Annotated in this window: 15 protein-coding genes; 11 read left to right on the forward strand and 4 right to left on the reverse strand. The window is 61.1% G+C overall.

What is annotated here, in order from left to right; translation table 11 throughout:
• Positions 1-112 precede the first annotated feature (112 nt).
• From secD to ybaL, 3 genes are all read right to left on the reverse strand, one after another.
• Positions 113-2,659 (reverse strand): protein translocase subunit SecD, encoded by a 2,547-nt coding sequence (gene secD / locus AC1D2R_RS02815; RefSeq protein WP_477964509.1) that lies wholly within the window; start codon positions 2,657-2,659, stop codon positions 113-115.
• Between the two features lie 96 nt (positions 2,660-2,755).
• A complete protein-coding gene (locus tag AC1D2R_RS02820) occupies positions 2,756-3,139 on the reverse strand; it encodes a hypothetical protein (protein ID WP_477964511.1) in 384 nt (127 codons plus the stop codon).
• Between the two features lie 54 nt (positions 3,140-3,193).
• The gene (gene ybaL / locus AC1D2R_RS02825; RefSeq protein ID WP_477964513.1) at positions 3,194-5,008 is read right to left on the reverse strand and encodes a YbaL family putative K(+) efflux transporter; all 1,815 of its coding nucleotides are present in this window, start codon (positions 5,006-5,008) and stop codon (positions 3,194-3,196) included.
• Between the two features lie 34 nt (positions 5,009-5,042).
• Here ybaL and AC1D2R_RS02830 point away from each other — a divergent pair, with 34 nt between their 5' ends.
• Positions 5,043-5,345 carry a transcriptional regulator gene (locus tag AC1D2R_RS02830; RefSeq protein WP_477964515.1) on the forward strand — a complete coding sequence of 101 codons (303 nt, stop codon included), beginning with the start codon at positions 5,043-5,045 and terminating at the stop codon, positions 5,343-5,345.
• 4 nt (positions 5,346-5,349) lie between these two features.
• Here AC1D2R_RS02830 and AC1D2R_RS02835 read toward each other — a convergent pair whose 3' ends face one another.
• A complete protein-coding gene (locus AC1D2R_RS02835; protein WP_477964517.1) occupies positions 5,350-6,774 on the reverse strand; it encodes an ArnT family glycosyltransferase in 1,425 nt (474 codons plus the stop codon).
• Between the two features lie 648 nt (positions 6,775-7,422).
• On the opposite strand from AC1D2R_RS02835, the gene AC1D2R_RS02840 reads away from it, so the two are divergent.
• The 10 genes from AC1D2R_RS02840 to cheT all read left to right on the forward strand — a co-directional run bounded on the left by AC1D2R_RS02840 (position 7,423) and on the right by cheT (position 15,787).
• On the forward strand, positions 7,423-9,033 hold the full coding sequence (locus AC1D2R_RS02840) for a methyl-accepting chemotaxis protein (RefSeq protein ID WP_477964519.1): 1,611 nt from the start codon (positions 7,423-7,425) through the stop codon (positions 9,031-9,033).
• Between the two features lie 63 nt (positions 9,034-9,096).
• Positions 9,097-9,393: an STAS domain-containing protein gene (locus AC1D2R_RS02845; RefSeq protein WP_477964521.1), complete on the forward strand. Its 297-nt coding sequence runs from the start codon at positions 9,097-9,099 to the stop codon at positions 9,391-9,393.
• Positions 9,390-9,755 carry a chemotaxis response regulator CheY1 gene (cheY1, locus tag AC1D2R_RS02850; protein WP_003545492.1) on the forward strand — a complete coding sequence of 122 codons (366 nt, stop codon included), beginning with the start codon at positions 9,390-9,392 and terminating at the stop codon, positions 9,753-9,755. Before AC1D2R_RS02845 ends, cheY1 begins: the two co-directional genes overlap by 4 nt.
• Before the next feature lie 17 nt (positions 9,756-9,772).
• Positions 9,773-12,022 (forward strand): chemotaxis protein CheA, encoded by a 2,250-nt coding sequence (locus AC1D2R_RS02855; protein ID WP_477964523.1) that lies wholly within the window; start codon positions 9,773-9,775, stop codon positions 12,020-12,022.
• Between the two features lie 4 nt (positions 12,023-12,026).
• A complete protein-coding gene (locus tag AC1D2R_RS02860) occupies positions 12,027-12,494 on the forward strand; it encodes a chemotaxis protein CheW (RefSeq protein WP_115110477.1) in 468 nt (155 codons plus the stop codon).
• Positions 12,491-13,402 (forward strand): protein-glutamate O-methyltransferase CheR, encoded by a 912-nt coding sequence (gene cheR / locus AC1D2R_RS02865; RefSeq protein ID WP_477964525.1) that lies wholly within the window; start codon positions 12,491-12,493, stop codon positions 13,400-13,402. Before AC1D2R_RS02860 ends, cheR begins: the two co-directional genes overlap by 4 nt.
• Positions 13,399-14,442 carry a protein-glutamate O-methylesterase CheB gene (cheB, locus tag AC1D2R_RS02870; protein ID WP_477964527.1) on the forward strand — a complete coding sequence of 348 codons (1,044 nt, stop codon included), beginning with the start codon at positions 13,399-13,401 and terminating at the stop codon, positions 14,440-14,442. The genes cheR and cheB overlap by 4 nt, the downstream gene beginning before the upstream one ends.
• Positions 14,442-14,831, forward strand: a complete 390-nt coding sequence (locus AC1D2R_RS02875) for a response regulator (RefSeq protein WP_037060851.1) — start codon at positions 14,442-14,444, stop codon at positions 14,829-14,831. The genes cheB and AC1D2R_RS02875 overlap by 1 nt, the downstream gene beginning before the upstream one ends.
• Complete coding sequence (gene cheD / locus AC1D2R_RS02880) at positions 14,828-15,382, forward strand: chemoreceptor glutamine deamidase CheD (RefSeq protein WP_477964529.1); 555 nt, start codon at positions 14,828-14,830, stop codon at positions 15,380-15,382. The genes AC1D2R_RS02875 and cheD overlap by 4 nt, the downstream gene beginning before the upstream one ends.
• A 12-nt stretch (positions 15,383-15,394) precedes the next feature.
• Positions 15,395-15,787 carry a chemotaxis protein CheT gene (cheT, locus tag AC1D2R_RS02885; protein ID WP_477964533.1) on the forward strand — a complete coding sequence of 131 codons (393 nt, stop codon included), beginning with the start codon at positions 15,395-15,397 and terminating at the stop codon, positions 15,785-15,787.
• The last annotated feature ends 36 nt before the right edge of the window (positions 15,788-15,823 follow it).

Below are 15,823 nucleotides of genomic sequence, written 5' to 3' on the forward strand. Positions count from 1 at the left end.
CTGACCGCTCGGATGACATGCTGAAAACCTCCAATCCCAAGCGGCCGGAGAATAGAAAGCGGGCGGCGGTTCTGCAACCGGCGCCCGCTTAATTTCGCATCGGCAAATCTTCTTAGCCGGCCGACTTGCGCGGCTCCGGCGGAAGGATTTCTGCCTTTGCCTCGGTGGCTGTGACAGCCGCACGATGGCGGCGGCGCCAGTCGCCGAGGAAGAGCAGGATCGGTGCTGCGATGAAGACCGACGAAGCGGCCGCAACGAGGATGCCGAATACCATCGGAACCGCGAAGCTCTCCACCGCGCTGCCGCCCCAGATTGCCATTGGAAGCATGGCGAGGAAGGCCGTGGCGCCGGTGTAGAGGCTTCGTGCCAGCGTCTCGTTGATCGACTTGTCGATGATCTCGCGAAGCGGCATCGACTTGTAGAGGCGCATGTTTTCACGCATGCGGTCGTAGACGACCACCTTGTCGTTCACCGAATAGCCGACGAGCGTCAAAAGAGCTGCGATGGCTGTCAGGTTGAAGTCGAGGCCGGTCAGCGCAAAGAAGCCGACGACCTTCGTCACGTCGAGGACGAGCGTTGCGATCGCGCCGACCGCGAACGGCCATTCGAAGCGCCACCAGATGTAGAACAGCATCGCAAGGCTGGCGAGCACGACCGACATAATGCCTGCCCATGCCAGCTCGCCGCTGACCTTCGGTCCGATGACGTCGGTACCGGTGACGGTGGCCTGCGGGTCGAGCTTGACGATTTCATCCTTCAGCTTGGTGACTGCGGCCGTCTGAGCCTCTTCGCCGCCTTCCTGGCGCTGCGCGCGCACGGCCATGGTATTGTTGTCGCCGAAGGACTGCAGCGAAACCTCGCCGAGCCCAAGCTCGTTGAGCCCCGTGCGGAAGGCTGACAGGTCTACGGTGCCGCTCGTCTTGACCGACATCTGAATGCCGCCCTTAAAGTCGACGCCATAGTTGAGGCCCGGGGTGATGAAGAGGACGATTGATGCGACCGACAGGATGGCCGAAACCGTCACACCGATAAATCGTGCCTTCATGAAGTGGATGTTCGTGCCATCGGGGATCAGGTGCAGCGGCAGAAGCGGCTTGATGTGGATGACCTTCATCTTGCGGCGGCGGGCGATCGCGATCATCACGACGCGCACGATTGCCACGGCCGTGAACATCGAGATCATGATGCCGAGGCCCATGGTGACCGCGAAGCCGCGAACCGGTCCGGAGCCGAACCAGAAGAGGATGGCGGCGGCGATCAGCGCTGTCATGTTGCCGTCGACGATCGTCGAGTAGGCGCGGCTGAAGCCGGCGTCGATGGCGGCAAACGCGCTCTTGCCCTTGCGGGTTTCTTCGCGGATGCGCTCGTTGATGAGGACGTTCGCGTCGACTGCAAGGCCGATGCCGAGCACGACACCGGCGATGCCGGGTAGCGTCAGGGTCGAGCCGATCAGCGTCAGGCCTGCAAAGGTCAGGATGACGTTGAGCGCCAGAGCGGCGTTGGCCAGGAGTCCCCAGGCACCGTAGAGGAAGAAGATGAAGGCGGCGACGAAGGCGAAGCCGATCAGGCCGGAGTAAACGCCTTTCTTAATGGCGTCGGCGCCAAGATCGGCACCGACAGTGCGCTCTTCGATGACGGTGAGCTTGGCGGGCAGGGCGCCGGCGCGCAGCATGGCGGCCAGCGTCGTCGCGCTGTCGGCGGAGAAGCTGCCGGAGATCTGGCCGGAGCCGCCGGTGATCGGTTCGCGGATGACGGGTGCGCTCAGCACCTTGTCGTCGAGTACGATGGCAAAGGGATTGCCGACGTTCTGGCGGGTGATCTCAGCAAAGCGGGTGGCGCCTGCACTGTCGAAGCGGAAGCTGACGACCGGCTCATGCGTGTTCGGATCGAAGCTCACACGAGCATCCGACAGGCGGTCGCCCGAAATCTCGACGCGGTCAAGAACGGGATAGGCCTCGCCCTTTTCATCCTTCAACATCGTCACGCCGGGTCCCGGCGCGTTGGTTGGTGAGAGCATGTGGAAGGACATCTTCGCGGTCGAACCGAGAAGCTGGCGAAGGCGTGTGGGATCCTGGGCGCCCGGCAGCTGAACGAGGACGCGATTTGCGCCGATGCGCTGGATGGTCGGTTCGGCGACTCCCACCTGGTCAACGCGCTGGCGGATGACCTCGAGGCTCTGCTGGACTGCCGAATCGACGTTGCTGGCGATGCCGGCAGGCGAGAAGCCGACCGTAATGTTGCCGCCGCTTGCGTTGACCGACAGATCCGACTGGCCGGCGCTGATGCCGGTCCCGATCGTATTGCCGAGCGTCTTGAGCTGGGTCACCGCAGCGTCGCTTTGCGCCGGATCGGTCAGCACGACGACGATCTGGTTCTGATTGCGAACCACCGATTTCGTGGCGATGCTCTTTTCGCGAAGCACGCGGCGGGCATCCTGCAGAAGCGACTGCAGCCGCTCGCGGGTCAGGTCCGCTTCATCGACTTCGAGAACGAGGTGCGAGCCGCCGCGAAGGTCGAGGCCCAGGGAAACCTGGCTATGCGGCAGCCAGGAAGGCATGCGCTGCAGGACGGATTGCGGCAGGGCGTTGGGCAAGGCGATCAGAACGCCGAGGAGAATGATCACCGTGTAGGTGATCACCAGCCATGGTGAAGTGCGCATATGGTTGTTTATCCTTGATAACGCCTGAGCCTGCGCGTGTGGCGCGGGCGGCGTGTCGTAAATGCAGATAGGAAGCGCCAAGTCAGGCGCGCGTGATCAGGCCGTTGCCGGCGGCGGGCCGTGCGAATCGTAGGCTTTGGCGCCCGTCGCATGAAGTGGCAGGCCAAGGGGCAAAGAGAGTGACGGACCGCGACCGAAGGCGAATTTGATGGTCGGCGGATTTGCAAGGATCGCTTTGCCGGAATCGTAGGCCACATATTTCGGCGCAACCCTGCGGTCGGCCGCGAGAATCCCGCGCACCACGTCCCGCGCGCTGAGTTGCAGCGGCTGGCCTTCCTTGCTCGAAGACGAGAATGCATTCGGCCCACGCGCCGGACCCAGAACGAGGTTGCCGCCAAAGAGAAGTCCGATGTAGGCGAAGATCGCGACGGCAAGAGAAACGGCAACACGACACGTCATGCGGCGCGTGTCGAGCCTCATCCCGTGGTCGTCTGCATTTTCAATCTCGAACCGGCTCAACGGCGCAGAAGTCTCTCATTCTTTTTCAATGTAAGGCGTTTCTTCGGCCCGGATTGTACCAGCCTCGGCCTCGTCTTCATAGTCTGCACTGTCATGATGCACTTGAGAGAGGCGGTCAAGCATGCCCATCGCGATTTCCCGCTCGCCCATTATGACTGTGTCGGCGCCGTATTCCTTGAGTTCTTCCACTTCCGCGTCGGAGTGGGCACGGGCGACGATGAGGACGCCCGGATTGGCGGCGCGCCCCTGTTCCGCCACGCCGCATGCCTCGAAGGCATTCGGAATCGCGATGACGAGGCTTCGCGCGCCGGCAAGGTTCGCGAGGTTCAGCACGTCGCGCGAAACGGCGTTGCCGCTGATGACCTCGATCCCCTGATCTCTGAGTTCGGAAATACGCTTGTCTGAATCCTCGATGACGAGAAAGGGCGTTCCCGAGGACTTCAGGTTTTGACCGACGATACTGCCGACGCGGCCGTAGCCGACCAGGATGGCGTGTCCGCGAAGATCGGTCTTGCGCACGTCGTCCGCGACAGCCAGCGGCACTTCGGCGGGCTCGGGGACTGTCTCTTCCTTAATCTCTGTGACCGGCTCTTCGCGTTTGGCCGGTTCGAGGAGCGGACGCAGCCGGTCGCATGCATAGAAGACAAGAGGGTTGAGGATGATCGAGATGATCGCGCCGGCGAGGATCAGATCGCGTCCCTCTTCGGGCAGCAGCCCAAGATCGACGCCGAGCGCGGCCAGAATGAAGGAGAATTCACCGATCTGCCCCAGGCTTGCCGAAATGGTCAGCGCCGTTCCTATCGGCTTGCGGAACACCAGCACGATGAGAAAGGCGGCCAGCGACTTTCCGATAACGATGATGAAGACGGTGGCAAGCAACGGGATTGGCTTGTCGACCAGGATGTTCGGATCAAACAGCATGCCGACCGACACGAAGAACAACACCGCGAAGGCATCGCGAAGCGGCAGGCTTTCCTGCGCGGCCCGGTGGCTGAGCTCGCTTTCGGCCAGAACCATCCCGGCAAAGAAGGCGCCGAGCGCCAGCGACACGCCGAAGAGCTTCGAAGCTCCGAAGGCGACGCCGAGAGCGATGGCAAGCACGCCGAGGCGGAAAAGCTCGCGGGAGCCGGTGTGAGCGATGCGGTGCATCGTCCAGGGGATGACGCGGCGGCCGAAAATCAGCATCACGCCGACGAACAGCGCCACTTTCACAAGCGTCATGCCAATGATCCCGCCGATGCCGAGATCCAGGCCGAACAATCGGCTGACGGCTGCGGAAAGTGGCTCGACTGCTCCATGCCCGCCACCGAGGCTAGCGGCCGCAGGGATGAGGACGAGCGCCAGAACCATGGCAAGGTCCTCGACGATCAGCCAACCGACCGCGATCTTGCCGCGTTCGGTCTCGACCAGCCGTCGCTCCTGCAGCGCCTTCAGAAGAACCACTGTCGAAGCAACGGAAAGAGCGAGGCCGAAGACGAGGCTCCCTCCCGTTGGCCATCCCATGATCGCTCCCAATCCCCAACCGAGCAGTGTGGCAAAGGCGATCTGGACGATAGCTCCGGGCACGGCGATGCCCCGCACGGAGAGAAGATCCTTGAGCGAGAAATGCAGGCCGACACCGAACATCAAGAGAATGACGCCGATTTCCGCGAGCTCAGGCGCCAATCCCTGGTCTGCCACGAAGCCGGGCGTGTGCGGGCCGACCAGAACGCCGGCGACGAGATAGCCGACCAAGGGGGGCAGGCGGAGCCTGTTGGCAAGCGCGCCAAGGATGAACGCAAGCACGAGACCCCCGACGATCGTCGAAATCAAAGGCGTATCGTGCGGCATCATTCTCTCCCGAGCTGGAAATCCCATTTAAAATATGACATATATGACTGATATCAACCAATATGGGTGGTTTGACGATATGGGTCAAGGCGCGAAAGAAACAATTCTGACACCGGCACTATGCCGCGCCGCTCGCGGATTGCTCGATTGGACGCAACTCGATCTTGCCGATCAGGCTGCGGTCTCGCGAAGCACGATCCGAGACTACGAAGGAAGGCATCACGAAATCCACCGCGCGACCGAAGCACAGTTGCGCACGGCCTTTGAAAAAGGTGGCGTTGCGTTTGTCGAAGTCGAGGGCGTAGGGACCTGTCTGTGCCTTCCATCGACGCAATGATAAGTTACTTGGTGCCCGCCAAGCAGCTCGGCGAGACTTTATACGTGTAGATGGTCTTGCCGCGATAGTAGCCGTCAGTCGGCTCCCAGGATGTGGTGGCCTTTGATGCGTGCAAGCAATCGATGGGCTGCGTTGTGACGAAGAGAACGTCCTGGCTGATGTCGCCCGGCAGCGCGAAGGTCTGTTCGTAGTAGTTCTCGGGAGCGCCTGCCGGCGGCCGCGCGTAAATGCGCAGCGGTTCGGTTCTGAGCGTATGGAACATATCGGCAAGAATGTCGCGGCTGTCGCTGACGATGATCGTGGTGCCGGACTGGCGTGCCAGATCGCCTGCCTTGCGGCTGATGGCACTCCGTCCGAGATAGCGCTTCATTGCCTCGTCGCCGTTCGGCAGCACGAGTTGATGCGCGAAGACCGCTGCCAGGGGGAAGAAGATGCTGGCGAAGCCGTTGATGGCCAGCGAAACCCGCAACCCTTTCGGCCACTCGCGGTGAAGCAGCCAGACGGCAAGGATCGTGCCGGCGACGTATGCGGTCACGGCCCAGTTGGCGTAGGCCTTGGCGACCACCGCCTGGAAGGTGATGAGAAGGATGACGGGAACCGAAAGCCAGATCAGGAGCTTTTCGAATGCATTGCTATTGCCCCTTATGGCTCGGTAGACTGCCCATAGAATGGCAAGGAACACGATCGGTCCAACGACGCCGAATTGCGCAGCAAAGAACTCGATGCCGTGGCGCAAGTCGATGCCGGGAGCGCTCCAATGCGCAATGCTCGTGGTATGCTTCACCGTCGTCGCATCGTGCATGACGTTCCACCACAAGTTCGGCGAGGCCACAGCCACGGCCGCGGCAGCGGAAATGAAGAAGTCTCTCCAGGCGATGCTGGCCGATGGCATCAGCATCAATGCGATCAAACCGCCGGGAACGACGAACAGGATTGCATACTTGGACAGAAAGGCGCAGCCGACGGCGATACCCATGAGCAGCGCCCGCCCGATCGAGCGCTGCCGGGTAAGCCCGAAATAGGCAAGGAGCGCAACGGCGAGGAAAAAGAGGAGCACAACGTCAGTCGAGAAGAAGACCGATGACAGCGCTACGCCCGGCAGCGTGATGTAGGTAACGCCAGTCCAACCTTCGACTTCGGCCCCGACGAACCGCTTCGCCGTCTTCATCAACACAAGGGCGGTCGCCATGTGGACCAGCGGCCCGCAGAGTCGGATCCAGAATATCGACGTTGACCCGGAAATTTCGGTCATCGCCCGGATGATCCAGGCGATCATGGGCGGCTTTGAATAGTAGCCGAAATCGATATTTTGCGACCAGAGCCAGTATTGCGCCTCATCGACAAACAGATCCGTGTTGTCGAAATGGAGCGTGATGACACGCCACAGCGTAATGCCGCTGATGATGAAGAGACCTAGCCGGGCAGACATGAACCGGATTTCCGTTGAACTGCCCAAGGACCCATGAGGGGCCGGTACAGCTGGTGCGTGACTATTAACGCGTCAGCGTTGTCGTACTGCGGTTTTATGACGAAAATTCAAAGGACGCGAAGAGACAAAGCGCCGCGGTTTGCGGCGATACGATCCAGCAGCGCAACGGCTGCGAGAACGGCTATCGCCAGTAAGCAGGAACCCAATCCGAGAACAATCATTGCTCAATCCTTCAGACGTCATGTCGCATTTTGGCGGGATATAGCACGAAGCTTGCTTCAGACTTGTAGCAGCCAAGCAACGCAAGCCCAGTAATTCATAGATGGTTATTTGCGTTCCCACGAAAGCGGGCCTTCATAAAATGCGCATTAACCTTCACGCAAGGAATTAACCATAAACATTGCACCACACGTCGGAATGGGAAGATTGACTCGTCCCCACCAGGCATGACGCCGAACCGCCGTACCGGGTCGATCCGGTATCCATCTCTCAAGCAGCTTTGCAACAGTATGCACTGATCGGGAGGCTTCAGCCCGCTGGCGATTGCCGGTGTTCTGCTGCGCCTGTGATCTGCGCATATTGGATGAAGCATGGATTTTTTCCGGGCGTCCGCCCGGACAGTGTTGGGGACAGACGTTGGGGCAGGATATGCCATCGGATCAGGGACGAGGAGCACAGGCAGGCAGCCTGCGCGACCGCCTGCGCTTTGCTGGCCTCGATAGCGATCAGTGCGACATGGTCCGCCGCCACCGGCCCGCTCTTCAGCAGCATCTGACGGCCGGCCTTCGTGATCTCTTCCACCGTTTCCAGTCTTTTCCAGACGCTGCGCGCAATTTCGAAAGTGAGCGTCAGGTCGAGCGTCTGCACGATCTCCAGGCATCCCATTGGGATGTCCTGACGGATGCGCGGTTTGATAGCCTCTACGCGGAGCGCGTGAAGGTCCTGTCGGATACGGAGAGCAAAATGGGCCTCGACCCGCGCTGGCATATCGCCGGCCATGGCGTCGTGCTCGAACATGCGATCGCAGGTCTCGCCGACGAGCTTTCGGGCCATTCGTTCCTGCCGGGCGCCAAGCGCCGGGCCCGGGAAACCACCGAACTGATGAACGCCATCATCCGGCTTGTGATGGTGGATGTCGAGATTGCCGTTTCACTGCGCTTCAATGCGCTGCGGGCGTCCCAACAGCGGCAGCTTGCCGACCAGCGCGACACCGACAAGGCCGCGGTCTCCCGGTTGTTTGCGGATGTCATCGAAGGCCTTGCCGCCCGCGACCTCACGGTTCGTGCTGCCGTCGAACCAGACAGTGCACATGGCGACATCGCCGAAGCGCTGAACCGCGCGCTCGATGTCTTGCAGTCTGAATTCAGGGCGATCAGCGAGAAGTCAGCAGCCGCGGAGGCTTCGGTGCAGGTGCTGGGTGACTCCTCGCGGTGCCTCGCCGTCAACACGTCCGGTCATGCCGAAGAGTTGCTATCTTCGGCCGCAGCTCTTGCCGATCTTTCCGAAGGGGTTCGCCAGGGTGCCGCGGGTAGCCGCGCAGCCGAGCAGGCCTCCGCCTCGACCCGGGTCGCCGCGGAAGAAAGCGGACAGGTCGTCGGGCGCGCGATCGAGGCGATGGCGGATATAGAGAAGTCCGCCGAACGGATCGGCCAGATCATCGGCGCGATCGATGAAATAGCCTTTCAAACCAATCTTCTTGCCCTCAACGCCGGCATCGAGGCGGCACGGGCCGGCGATTCCGGCCGCGGCTTTGCTGTCGTCGCGCAGGAAGTACGCGCCCTGGCACAGCGTTCTGCCGATGCCGCGCGCGAAATCAAAACGCTGGTCAGCACGACCAAAGCCCAGGTCGGCGCCGGCGTCCAGATGGTCGGTCGCACGCAGGATTCGATCGGCAGCATCGCCCGCCAGGTCACTGAGATCAACGCCGCGATCGCGACGGTCGCCAGCCAGGCCAACGAGCACGCCTCGGCGCTCGATATGGTCACCACAGACGTCAAGGGTCTCGGCGTGCGCGTCGCGCAGGGCGCCGGCGCGGCAACGCAATCCGCTGAAAGCGCCGACGATCTTCACTCCGTGATCGTCGAACTCGGACGAACCGTTCGCGAGTTCCGTCTGGCACGGCAAAATGCCCAGACGGAGCGCTGGCCCGCGCGCGCCATTGCGGTGCAGCCTGTCCGGGCGGGGGTGGAAAACGAGGACGAAGGTTTTGATTTCGTCCGGCCGCTCGCAAGCCTCGGGGGAGGTCGGAGTGTTTACTGAATCACTGGAATATGATGACGGCTCACATTTGTCGGGCGCACATCTGGGGACAAGGAAAAGCTGATGGCAGCAAAGAAGAGTGCGAAAACGCTGAACCTGGCAGCGGTCCTCGATCTCAACGAAGCGACAGTCTTGCGCGACAAGCTCTTGTCGCTCCGGGGTAGCGACGTGCAGATCGATGCCTCTGCCGTCGAGCGCGTCGGAACGCTTGGCGCGCAGGTGCTCATGGCGGGAGCCAAGACTTGGGATGAGGACAAACTGGCGTTCACCTTCACCAAGGTCTCGGACGCATTTCAGAAAACCATGCAGCTGATTGGTGTCGACATTCACCATCTGCTTGCCAAGGAGATCCGGCAATGAAGAAAAAAGTACTTACCGTGGATGATTCACGGACCATCCGCAACATGCTTCTCGTGACCCTGAACAATGCGGGCTTCGAGACGATCCAGGCAGAAGATGGCATCGAAGGGCTTGAGGTTTTGGAAGAATCCAACCCGGACGTCATCGTCACCGACATCAACATGCCGCGTCTCGATGGTTTCGGATTCATCGAAGGTGTTCGCCGCAACGAGAAATACCGGGCAATTCCAATCCTGGTTCTGACGACCGAAAGCGATGCGGAAAAGAAGAACCGCGCGCGCCAGGCCGGCGCCACCGGCTGGATCGTAAAGCCTTTCGACCCTGCCAAGCTGATCGATGCCATTGAGCGCGTAACCGCTTAAACCCAGGATTTTCGCCTATGGATATGAACGAAATCAAAGAGATCTTTTTCCAGGAGTGCGAGGAACAGCTCGCCGAACTGGAGTCCGGTCTTCTGAAAATGAATGATGGCGATCGCGATCCGGAAACCGTCAACGCGGTCTTCCGTGCCGTCCATTCGATCAAGGGCGGTGCTGGCGCTTTCGGCCTGGACGATCTCGTCGCCTTCGCACATGTGTTTGAGACCACTCTTGATTGCGTTCGTTCCAACAAGCTTGAACCGACGCAGGACGTCTTGAAGGTCATGCTGAAGTCGGCAGACGTTCTCGCAGACCTGACCAACGCTGCACGCGATGGCGGCGGCGTCGATGAGAGCCGCAGCCGCGGTCTCGTCAAGGAACTGGAGGCGCTGGCCAATGGCGAGCTTCCGTCTCCGTCCGCGGCCGCAGAAGCGCCGGCACCTGTCGCAGCCGCACCGAAGACTGCCGACGACAGCGGCTTTCAGCCGATCCCCTTCTCGTTCGATGATTTCGGCGACGAGGAAGAGGCGAACGCGGGAATGCCTTCGTACGAAATTGCGTTCAAGCCGCGGTCCGACCTCTATTCCAAGGGCAATGACGCCACACTTCTGCTGCGCGATTTGAGCCGCCTCGGCGAGATGAGCTGCTATTGCAACATGGATGGGCTGACGGGTCTCGAGGAGCTCGATCCGGAGGCCGCCTATTTCCACTGGAGCGTCACCCTCAAGACCGACAAGGGCGAGGACGCTATCCGTACCGTCTTCGAATTTGCGGAATGGGATTGTGACCTTGAGATCACGGTTGCCGAAGTAGCTGCCAAGGTCGCCGCCAGTGAAGAATTGCCGATGATCCCGGTTCCGTTCGATCTGTCGGTCCTCGACGTAGATGCCGCCGACGTTCCGCACGACCTGCCGAAATCCGACGTTGTCACCGCGGTATCAGCCGCTGAAACAGCGTCCAACGTCACGCAGATTGCTGCTGCCCGCGTCGAAAAGAAGGAATCCGCTGCCGCTGCAGCCGCAAACGCCGCCGCGGCAGCCCAGAACAACGCCGCCGCAAGCGCCGGCCAGACGATCCGCGTCGATCTCGATCGCGTCGACCGCCTGATCAACCTCGTCGGCGAGCTCGTTATCAATCAGGCGATGCTCTCGCAGAGCGTTATCGAGAACGACACGACCGGCACCTCTTCGATCAACATGGGCCTTGAAGAGCTGCAGCAGCTGACACGCGAGATCCAGGATTCGGTCATGGCGATTCGCGCGCAGCCGGTGAAGCCGGTCTTCCAGCGCATGTCGCGTATCGTTCGCGAAATCGCCGACATGACGGGCAAGACGATCCGCCTGATCACCGAAGGCGAAAACACCGAAGTCGACAAGACGGTGATCGACAAGTTGGCCGAGCCGCTGACGCACATGATCCGCAATGCAGTCGACCACGGCATCGAAACCCCCGAGAAGCGCGCTGCCGCCGGCAAGAACGTCGAAGGCACGGTTCGCCTGACTGCGAAGCATCGTTCGGGCCGCATCCTGATCGAGCTTGCCGACGACGGTGCCGGCATCAACCGCGAGAAGGTTCGCCAGAAGGCGATTGCCAACGAGTTGATCCCGGCCGACAGCAACCTGACGGATGAGGAAATCGACAACCTGATCTTCCTGCCGGGCTTCTCGACCGCGGATAAGATCTCCGACATCTCAGGCCGCGGCGTCGGCATGGACGTCGTCAAGCGGTCGATCCAGGCGCTCGGTGGCCGCATCAACATCACCTCCAGGCCGGGGCAGGGTTCCGTCTTCACGATGAGCCTGCCATTGACGCTCGCCGTTCTCGACGGCATGGTCGTCACCGTCGCCGGACAGACGCTGGTGGTGCCGCTGACTGCAATCGTGGAAACCTTGCAGCCGGAAGCAGCCGCGATCCATTCCTTCGGCGCCAACCATCGCCTGATCTCGATCCGCAACAGCTTCTGCCCGCTGGTCGATGTCGGTCGTATCCTGAACTTCCGCGCGACGCAGGCCAACCCCGTCGATGGTGTCGCTCTTCTCGTCGAATCCGAAGGCGGCGGTCAGCGCGCCCTGATGGTCGACGCGATCCAGGGCCAGCGTCAGGTCGTCATCAAGAGCCTGGAGGCGAACTATACGCACGTTCCGGGCATCGCTGCTGCGACCATTCTGGGCGACGGCCGCGTGGCACTCATCCTGGACGTCGACGCAGTGGTTGGAGCTTCCCGCGGCCAGGCGTTGAAGCAGGAAATGTCGCTGGCAGCGGTGGGATAGTCTTATGTCGTACGCCGTGAAGAGTCTGAAGGATGGGGATCGCGAGCTGATCGCGTTCCGCATCGGCGATCAGGAATTTTGCGTGAATGTCATGTCGGTGCGCGAGATTCGCGGCTGGACGCCGGCAACGGCGATGCCGCACTCGCCCGCCTACATGAAGGGCGTTATCAATCTACGCGGTGCCGTGCTGCCGATTATCGATCTGTCGGCCCGCCTCGGCATGCCGGCGACCGTGCCGACAGCGCGTCACGTTATTATCGTCGCGCAGGTTTACCGCAAGGTCGTGGGTCTGCTGGTTGATGCCGTGTCCGACATTCTGACCGTTACCGAAGATAACGTTCAGCCCACGCCGGAAATCGCCTCGGAAATGCAGCGCCAGTTTGCTCGCGGTGTCCTGGCTATCGACAAGCGCATGATCTGCCTCCTCGAACTCGAAGCCATCTTCCCCGAATCGGAAAGCGAAGCAGCATGAGTGTCCTGAGTGCTAAAGACGCGAGGCAGGGGAGCCCCGACGAGGTTCTGGCGAGTGGCGAATATCCGCTGACGCGCCGCGATCTTACCGAAATTGCGGCGATGATCTACTCGGACGCAGGAATCTTCCTGAACGAGACCAAGGCATCGCTGGTCTATTCGCGTCTTTCCAAGCACATCCGGAACCTTGGGCTTTCGGGTTTCCGGGAGTATTGCTCGCTCGTCTCTTCGCCAGCCGGGGCGGCCCCTCGCCGGGAGATGCTCTCGCATCTGACGACGAATTTCACGCGCTTCTTCCGCGAGAACCATCACTTCGAGCATCTGCGCGATCATGTGCTGCCCGAATTGCTGCAGCGTGCCAAGATGGGCGGCAGGATTCGTATCTGGTCCGCTGCTTCTTCGGACGGCCAGGAGCCGTATTCGATCGCGCTCACCGTCCTGTCTATGATGCCGAATATCGCCGACTACGACTTCAGGATACTGGCGACGGATATCGATCCTAAGATTCTCGCCATTGCCCGTGCCGGCGCCTACGACGAAGCCGCCCTCGAAACCGTCTCGCCTGCGATGCGCAAGCAGTGGTTCAGCGAAGTCGAGATCCACGGACGGCGGAAGTTCCAAGTCGACGAACGCGTCAAGCGGCTGATCACCTACAACGAGCTGAACCTGATGGCCCAGTGGCCGTTCAAGGGCAAGTTCGACGTCATCTTCTGCCGCAACGTCGTGATCTATTTCGACGAGCCGACGCAGATGAAAATCTGGTCGCGCTTCGGCGAGCTGCTGCCGGAAGGTGGCCACCTCTATATCGGCCATTCCGAGCGCGTCTCCGGAGACGCCAAGAACGTCTTCGACAATATCGGCATTACCACATACCGCTACACGACCAAGGGTTTCGGGAGGAAGGCATGAGCGCGCCTGCACGGGTTCTTGTCGTCGATGATTCTGCAACCATGCGCGGCCTGATCACGGCGGTGCTGAGTTCGGACCCGGACGTAAACGTCATCGGTCAGGCGGGCGATGCGCTAGAGGCGCGCGAGGCGATCAAGAAGCTGAACCCCGACGTGCTGACGCTCGATATCGAGATGCCGAACATGAACGGCCTGGAGTTTCTCGATAAGATCATGCGGCTTCGCCCGATGCCTGTCATCATGGTTTCGACGCTTACGCATCGCGGCGCCGACGCAACGCTGGCGGCGCTTGAGATTGGCGCCTTCGATTGTGTCGGCAAGCCGCAGCCGGGCGACGCTCGCCCATTCGCCGACCTTGCGGAAAAGGTCAAGGCCGCAGCCCGCGCGCAACGCCGCCAATATACCCAGCCCGCACCGGTCACGCCGCCTCCTGCCGTTGCCGATTTTCGTGTCGGCCGCAAAATCGTCGCGATCGGTTCATCGACCGGCGGTGTCGAAGCGCTGATTGCCGTCTTGCAGAAATTCCCGGCCAATTGCCCACCGACCGTCATCACGCAGCATATGCCGCCGACCTTCACCAAGAGCTTTGCCGATCGCCTCAATCGCCTCTGCGCGCCGGTGGTTCAGGAAGCAACCGATGGTGCTCGCCTGGAGATTGGCAAGATCTACCTCGCCCCGGGCGGTGAGCGCCATCTGCAGGTCGTCAATGCGCACGCACCCTGTTGTCGCCTCATTGAGCTCGACCCCGTAAACGGCCATCGGCCGTCGGTCGATGTGCTGTTCGATTCCGTTGCCGAACTTGCCGGCCGCAATGCCGTCGGCGTGATCTTGACCGGCATGGGGCGCGATGGCGCCGCCGGTCTCCTGAAGATGCGCCATTCCGGCGCCCGCACGCTCGGACAGAACGAGAAGACCTGCGTGGTCTACGGCATGCCGCGGGTCGCCCACGAACTCGGTGCCGTCGAGCAGCAGTTGCCGCTGAACGCCATCGGCGAAGAAATCTTGAAAATGACAGCCGCCCGAAAGGAAGGAATCGACTAATGTCTATCGCAGAGAAAATCAAAGTACTGATCGTCGACGATCAGGTAACCAGCCGCCTGCTGCTCAGCGACGCTCTGACCCAGCTCGGCTTCAAGCAGATCACATCCGCAGGCGACGGCGAACAGGGCATGAAGATCATGGCCCAGCAACCGCATCACCTGGTGATCTCCGATTTCAACATGCCGAAGATGGATGGTCTCGGCCTGCTGCAGGCAGTCCGCAGCAATCCGGCAACGAAAAAGGCAGCCTTCATCATCCTGACAGCACAGGGCGACCGTGCGTTGGTGACCAAGGCCGCCGCACTTGGCGCAAACAATGTCCTGGCCAAGCCCTTTACCATCGAAAAGATGAAGGCGGCCATCGAGGCCGTATTCGGAGCATTGAAATGAATGTCGAGGTTGCGGCCCGCCGCGTCCACATCATTCAGGGCGAATGGAAGGTCCTGAACGATCCGAACGCGGTATTGACGACCATTCTTGGCTCGTGCGTGGCTGCATGCTTGCGGGATCCCGTGGCAGGCGTCGGAGGCATGAACCACTTCCTCCTTCCGGGCAATGCGACGACTCCGATGACCGGCGGGGATGCGACGCGCTACGGCGTGCATCTCATGGAGCTGCTGATCAACGGTCTTCTCAAGCAGGGCGCGCGACGCGACCGGCTGGAAGCGAAGATCTTCGGTGGGGCAAAGACAATCTCGACGTTCTCCAATGTGGGAGAGCAGAACGCTGCCTTCGCCACGCAGTTCCTGAGGGACGAAGGCATTCCAGTCGTCGGTTCAAGCACCGGCGGCGACCATGGGCGCAAGCTCGAGTTCTGGCCGGTCTCCGGCCGCGCCCGGCAATACCCACTGACAGGTGCGGAGACGCAAAGAACCGTCGCCCTCGAGCAGCGTCCGGTTGTTCCCCAAAAGCCGGTCGAAACCAGCATCGAATTCTTCTGAACCGAGGTTCCAATGAGCGTGAATACCAAGATGGAGCAACCGTCGCCGACCGAGGCGCTTCCCGATATATTGATGCGGGTTGTCTCGGAACTGCACGACGTCGCCTATCTGATCGAGCGGATCGAGCCTCAACTGCTGGACCTGGGCGGTGGCACCGATCTCCTGAATTCGCCTGAAAGCATGAAGGTCATGCAGGGTATCGACCTTGCCGTCCAGAAGACCCGTGGGCTCGCTGAGTTCATCGATACCATCACCAGTGAGATTTCCAATGATTGGATGGTCGATGTCGCCACCGCGCTCAGGCTCGTCAAGTTGAGCGAGATGCAGCATGCGTTGGCCGGTGCCCTGCGTCACGGCCATTCGCAGCCCCTCAACAAGGCCGCCGGAGACTTCGACTTCTTCTAAACGGATGTCTCCTCGCACGTCGATACGAAACGCTCG

This window comes from Rhizobium sp. P1_C7, assembly GCF_056406295.1.

Excerpts from the sequence above, each read along its gene's own strand:
- secD (WP_477964509.1), bottom strand. The coding sequence starts at position 2,659 with ATGCGCACTTCACCATGGCTGGTGATCACCTACACGGTGATCATTCTC.
- AC1D2R_RS02820 (WP_477964511.1), bottom strand. The coding sequence starts at position 3,139 with ATGAGGCTCGACACGCGCCGCATGACGTGTCGTGTTGCCGTTTCTCTT.
- ybaL (WP_477964513.1), bottom strand. The coding sequence starts at position 5,008 with ATGCCGCACGATACGCCTTTGATTTCGACGATCGTCGGGGGTCTCGTG.
- AC1D2R_RS02830 (WP_477964515.1), top strand. The coding sequence starts at position 5,043 with ATGACATATATGACTGATATCAACCAATATGGGTGGTTTGACGATATG.
- AC1D2R_RS02835 (WP_477964517.1), bottom strand. The coding sequence starts at position 6,774 with ATGTCTGCCCGGCTAGGTCTCTTCATCATCAGCGGCATTACGCTGTGG.
- AC1D2R_RS02840 (WP_477964519.1), top strand. The coding sequence starts at position 7,423 with ATGCCATCGGATCAGGGACGAGGAGCACAGGCAGGCAGCCTGCGCGAC.
- AC1D2R_RS02845 (WP_477964521.1), top strand. The coding sequence starts at position 9,097 with ATGGCAGCAAAGAAGAGTGCGAAAACGCTGAACCTGGCAGCGGTCCTC.
- cheY1 (WP_003545492.1), top strand. The coding sequence starts at position 9,390 with ATGAAGAAAAAAGTACTTACCGTGGATGATTCACGGACCATCCGCAAC.
- AC1D2R_RS02855 (WP_477964523.1), top strand. The coding sequence starts at position 9,773 with ATGGATATGAACGAAATCAAAGAGATCTTTTTCCAGGAGTGCGAGGAA.
- AC1D2R_RS02860 (WP_115110477.1), top strand. The coding sequence starts at position 12,027 with ATGTCGTACGCCGTGAAGAGTCTGAAGGATGGGGATCGCGAGCTGATC.
- cheR (WP_477964525.1), top strand. The coding sequence starts at position 12,491 with ATGAGTGTCCTGAGTGCTAAAGACGCGAGGCAGGGGAGCCCCGACGAG.
- cheB (WP_477964527.1), top strand. The coding sequence starts at position 13,399 with ATGAGCGCGCCTGCACGGGTTCTTGTCGTCGATGATTCTGCAACCATG.
- AC1D2R_RS02875 (WP_037060851.1), top strand. The coding sequence starts at position 14,442 with ATGTCTATCGCAGAGAAAATCAAAGTACTGATCGTCGACGATCAGGTA.
- cheD (WP_477964529.1), top strand. The coding sequence starts at position 14,828 with ATGAATGTCGAGGTTGCGGCCCGCCGCGTCCACATCATTCAGGGCGAA.
- cheT (WP_477964533.1), top strand. The coding sequence starts at position 15,395 with ATGAGCGTGAATACCAAGATGGAGCAACCGTCGCCGACCGAGGCGCTT.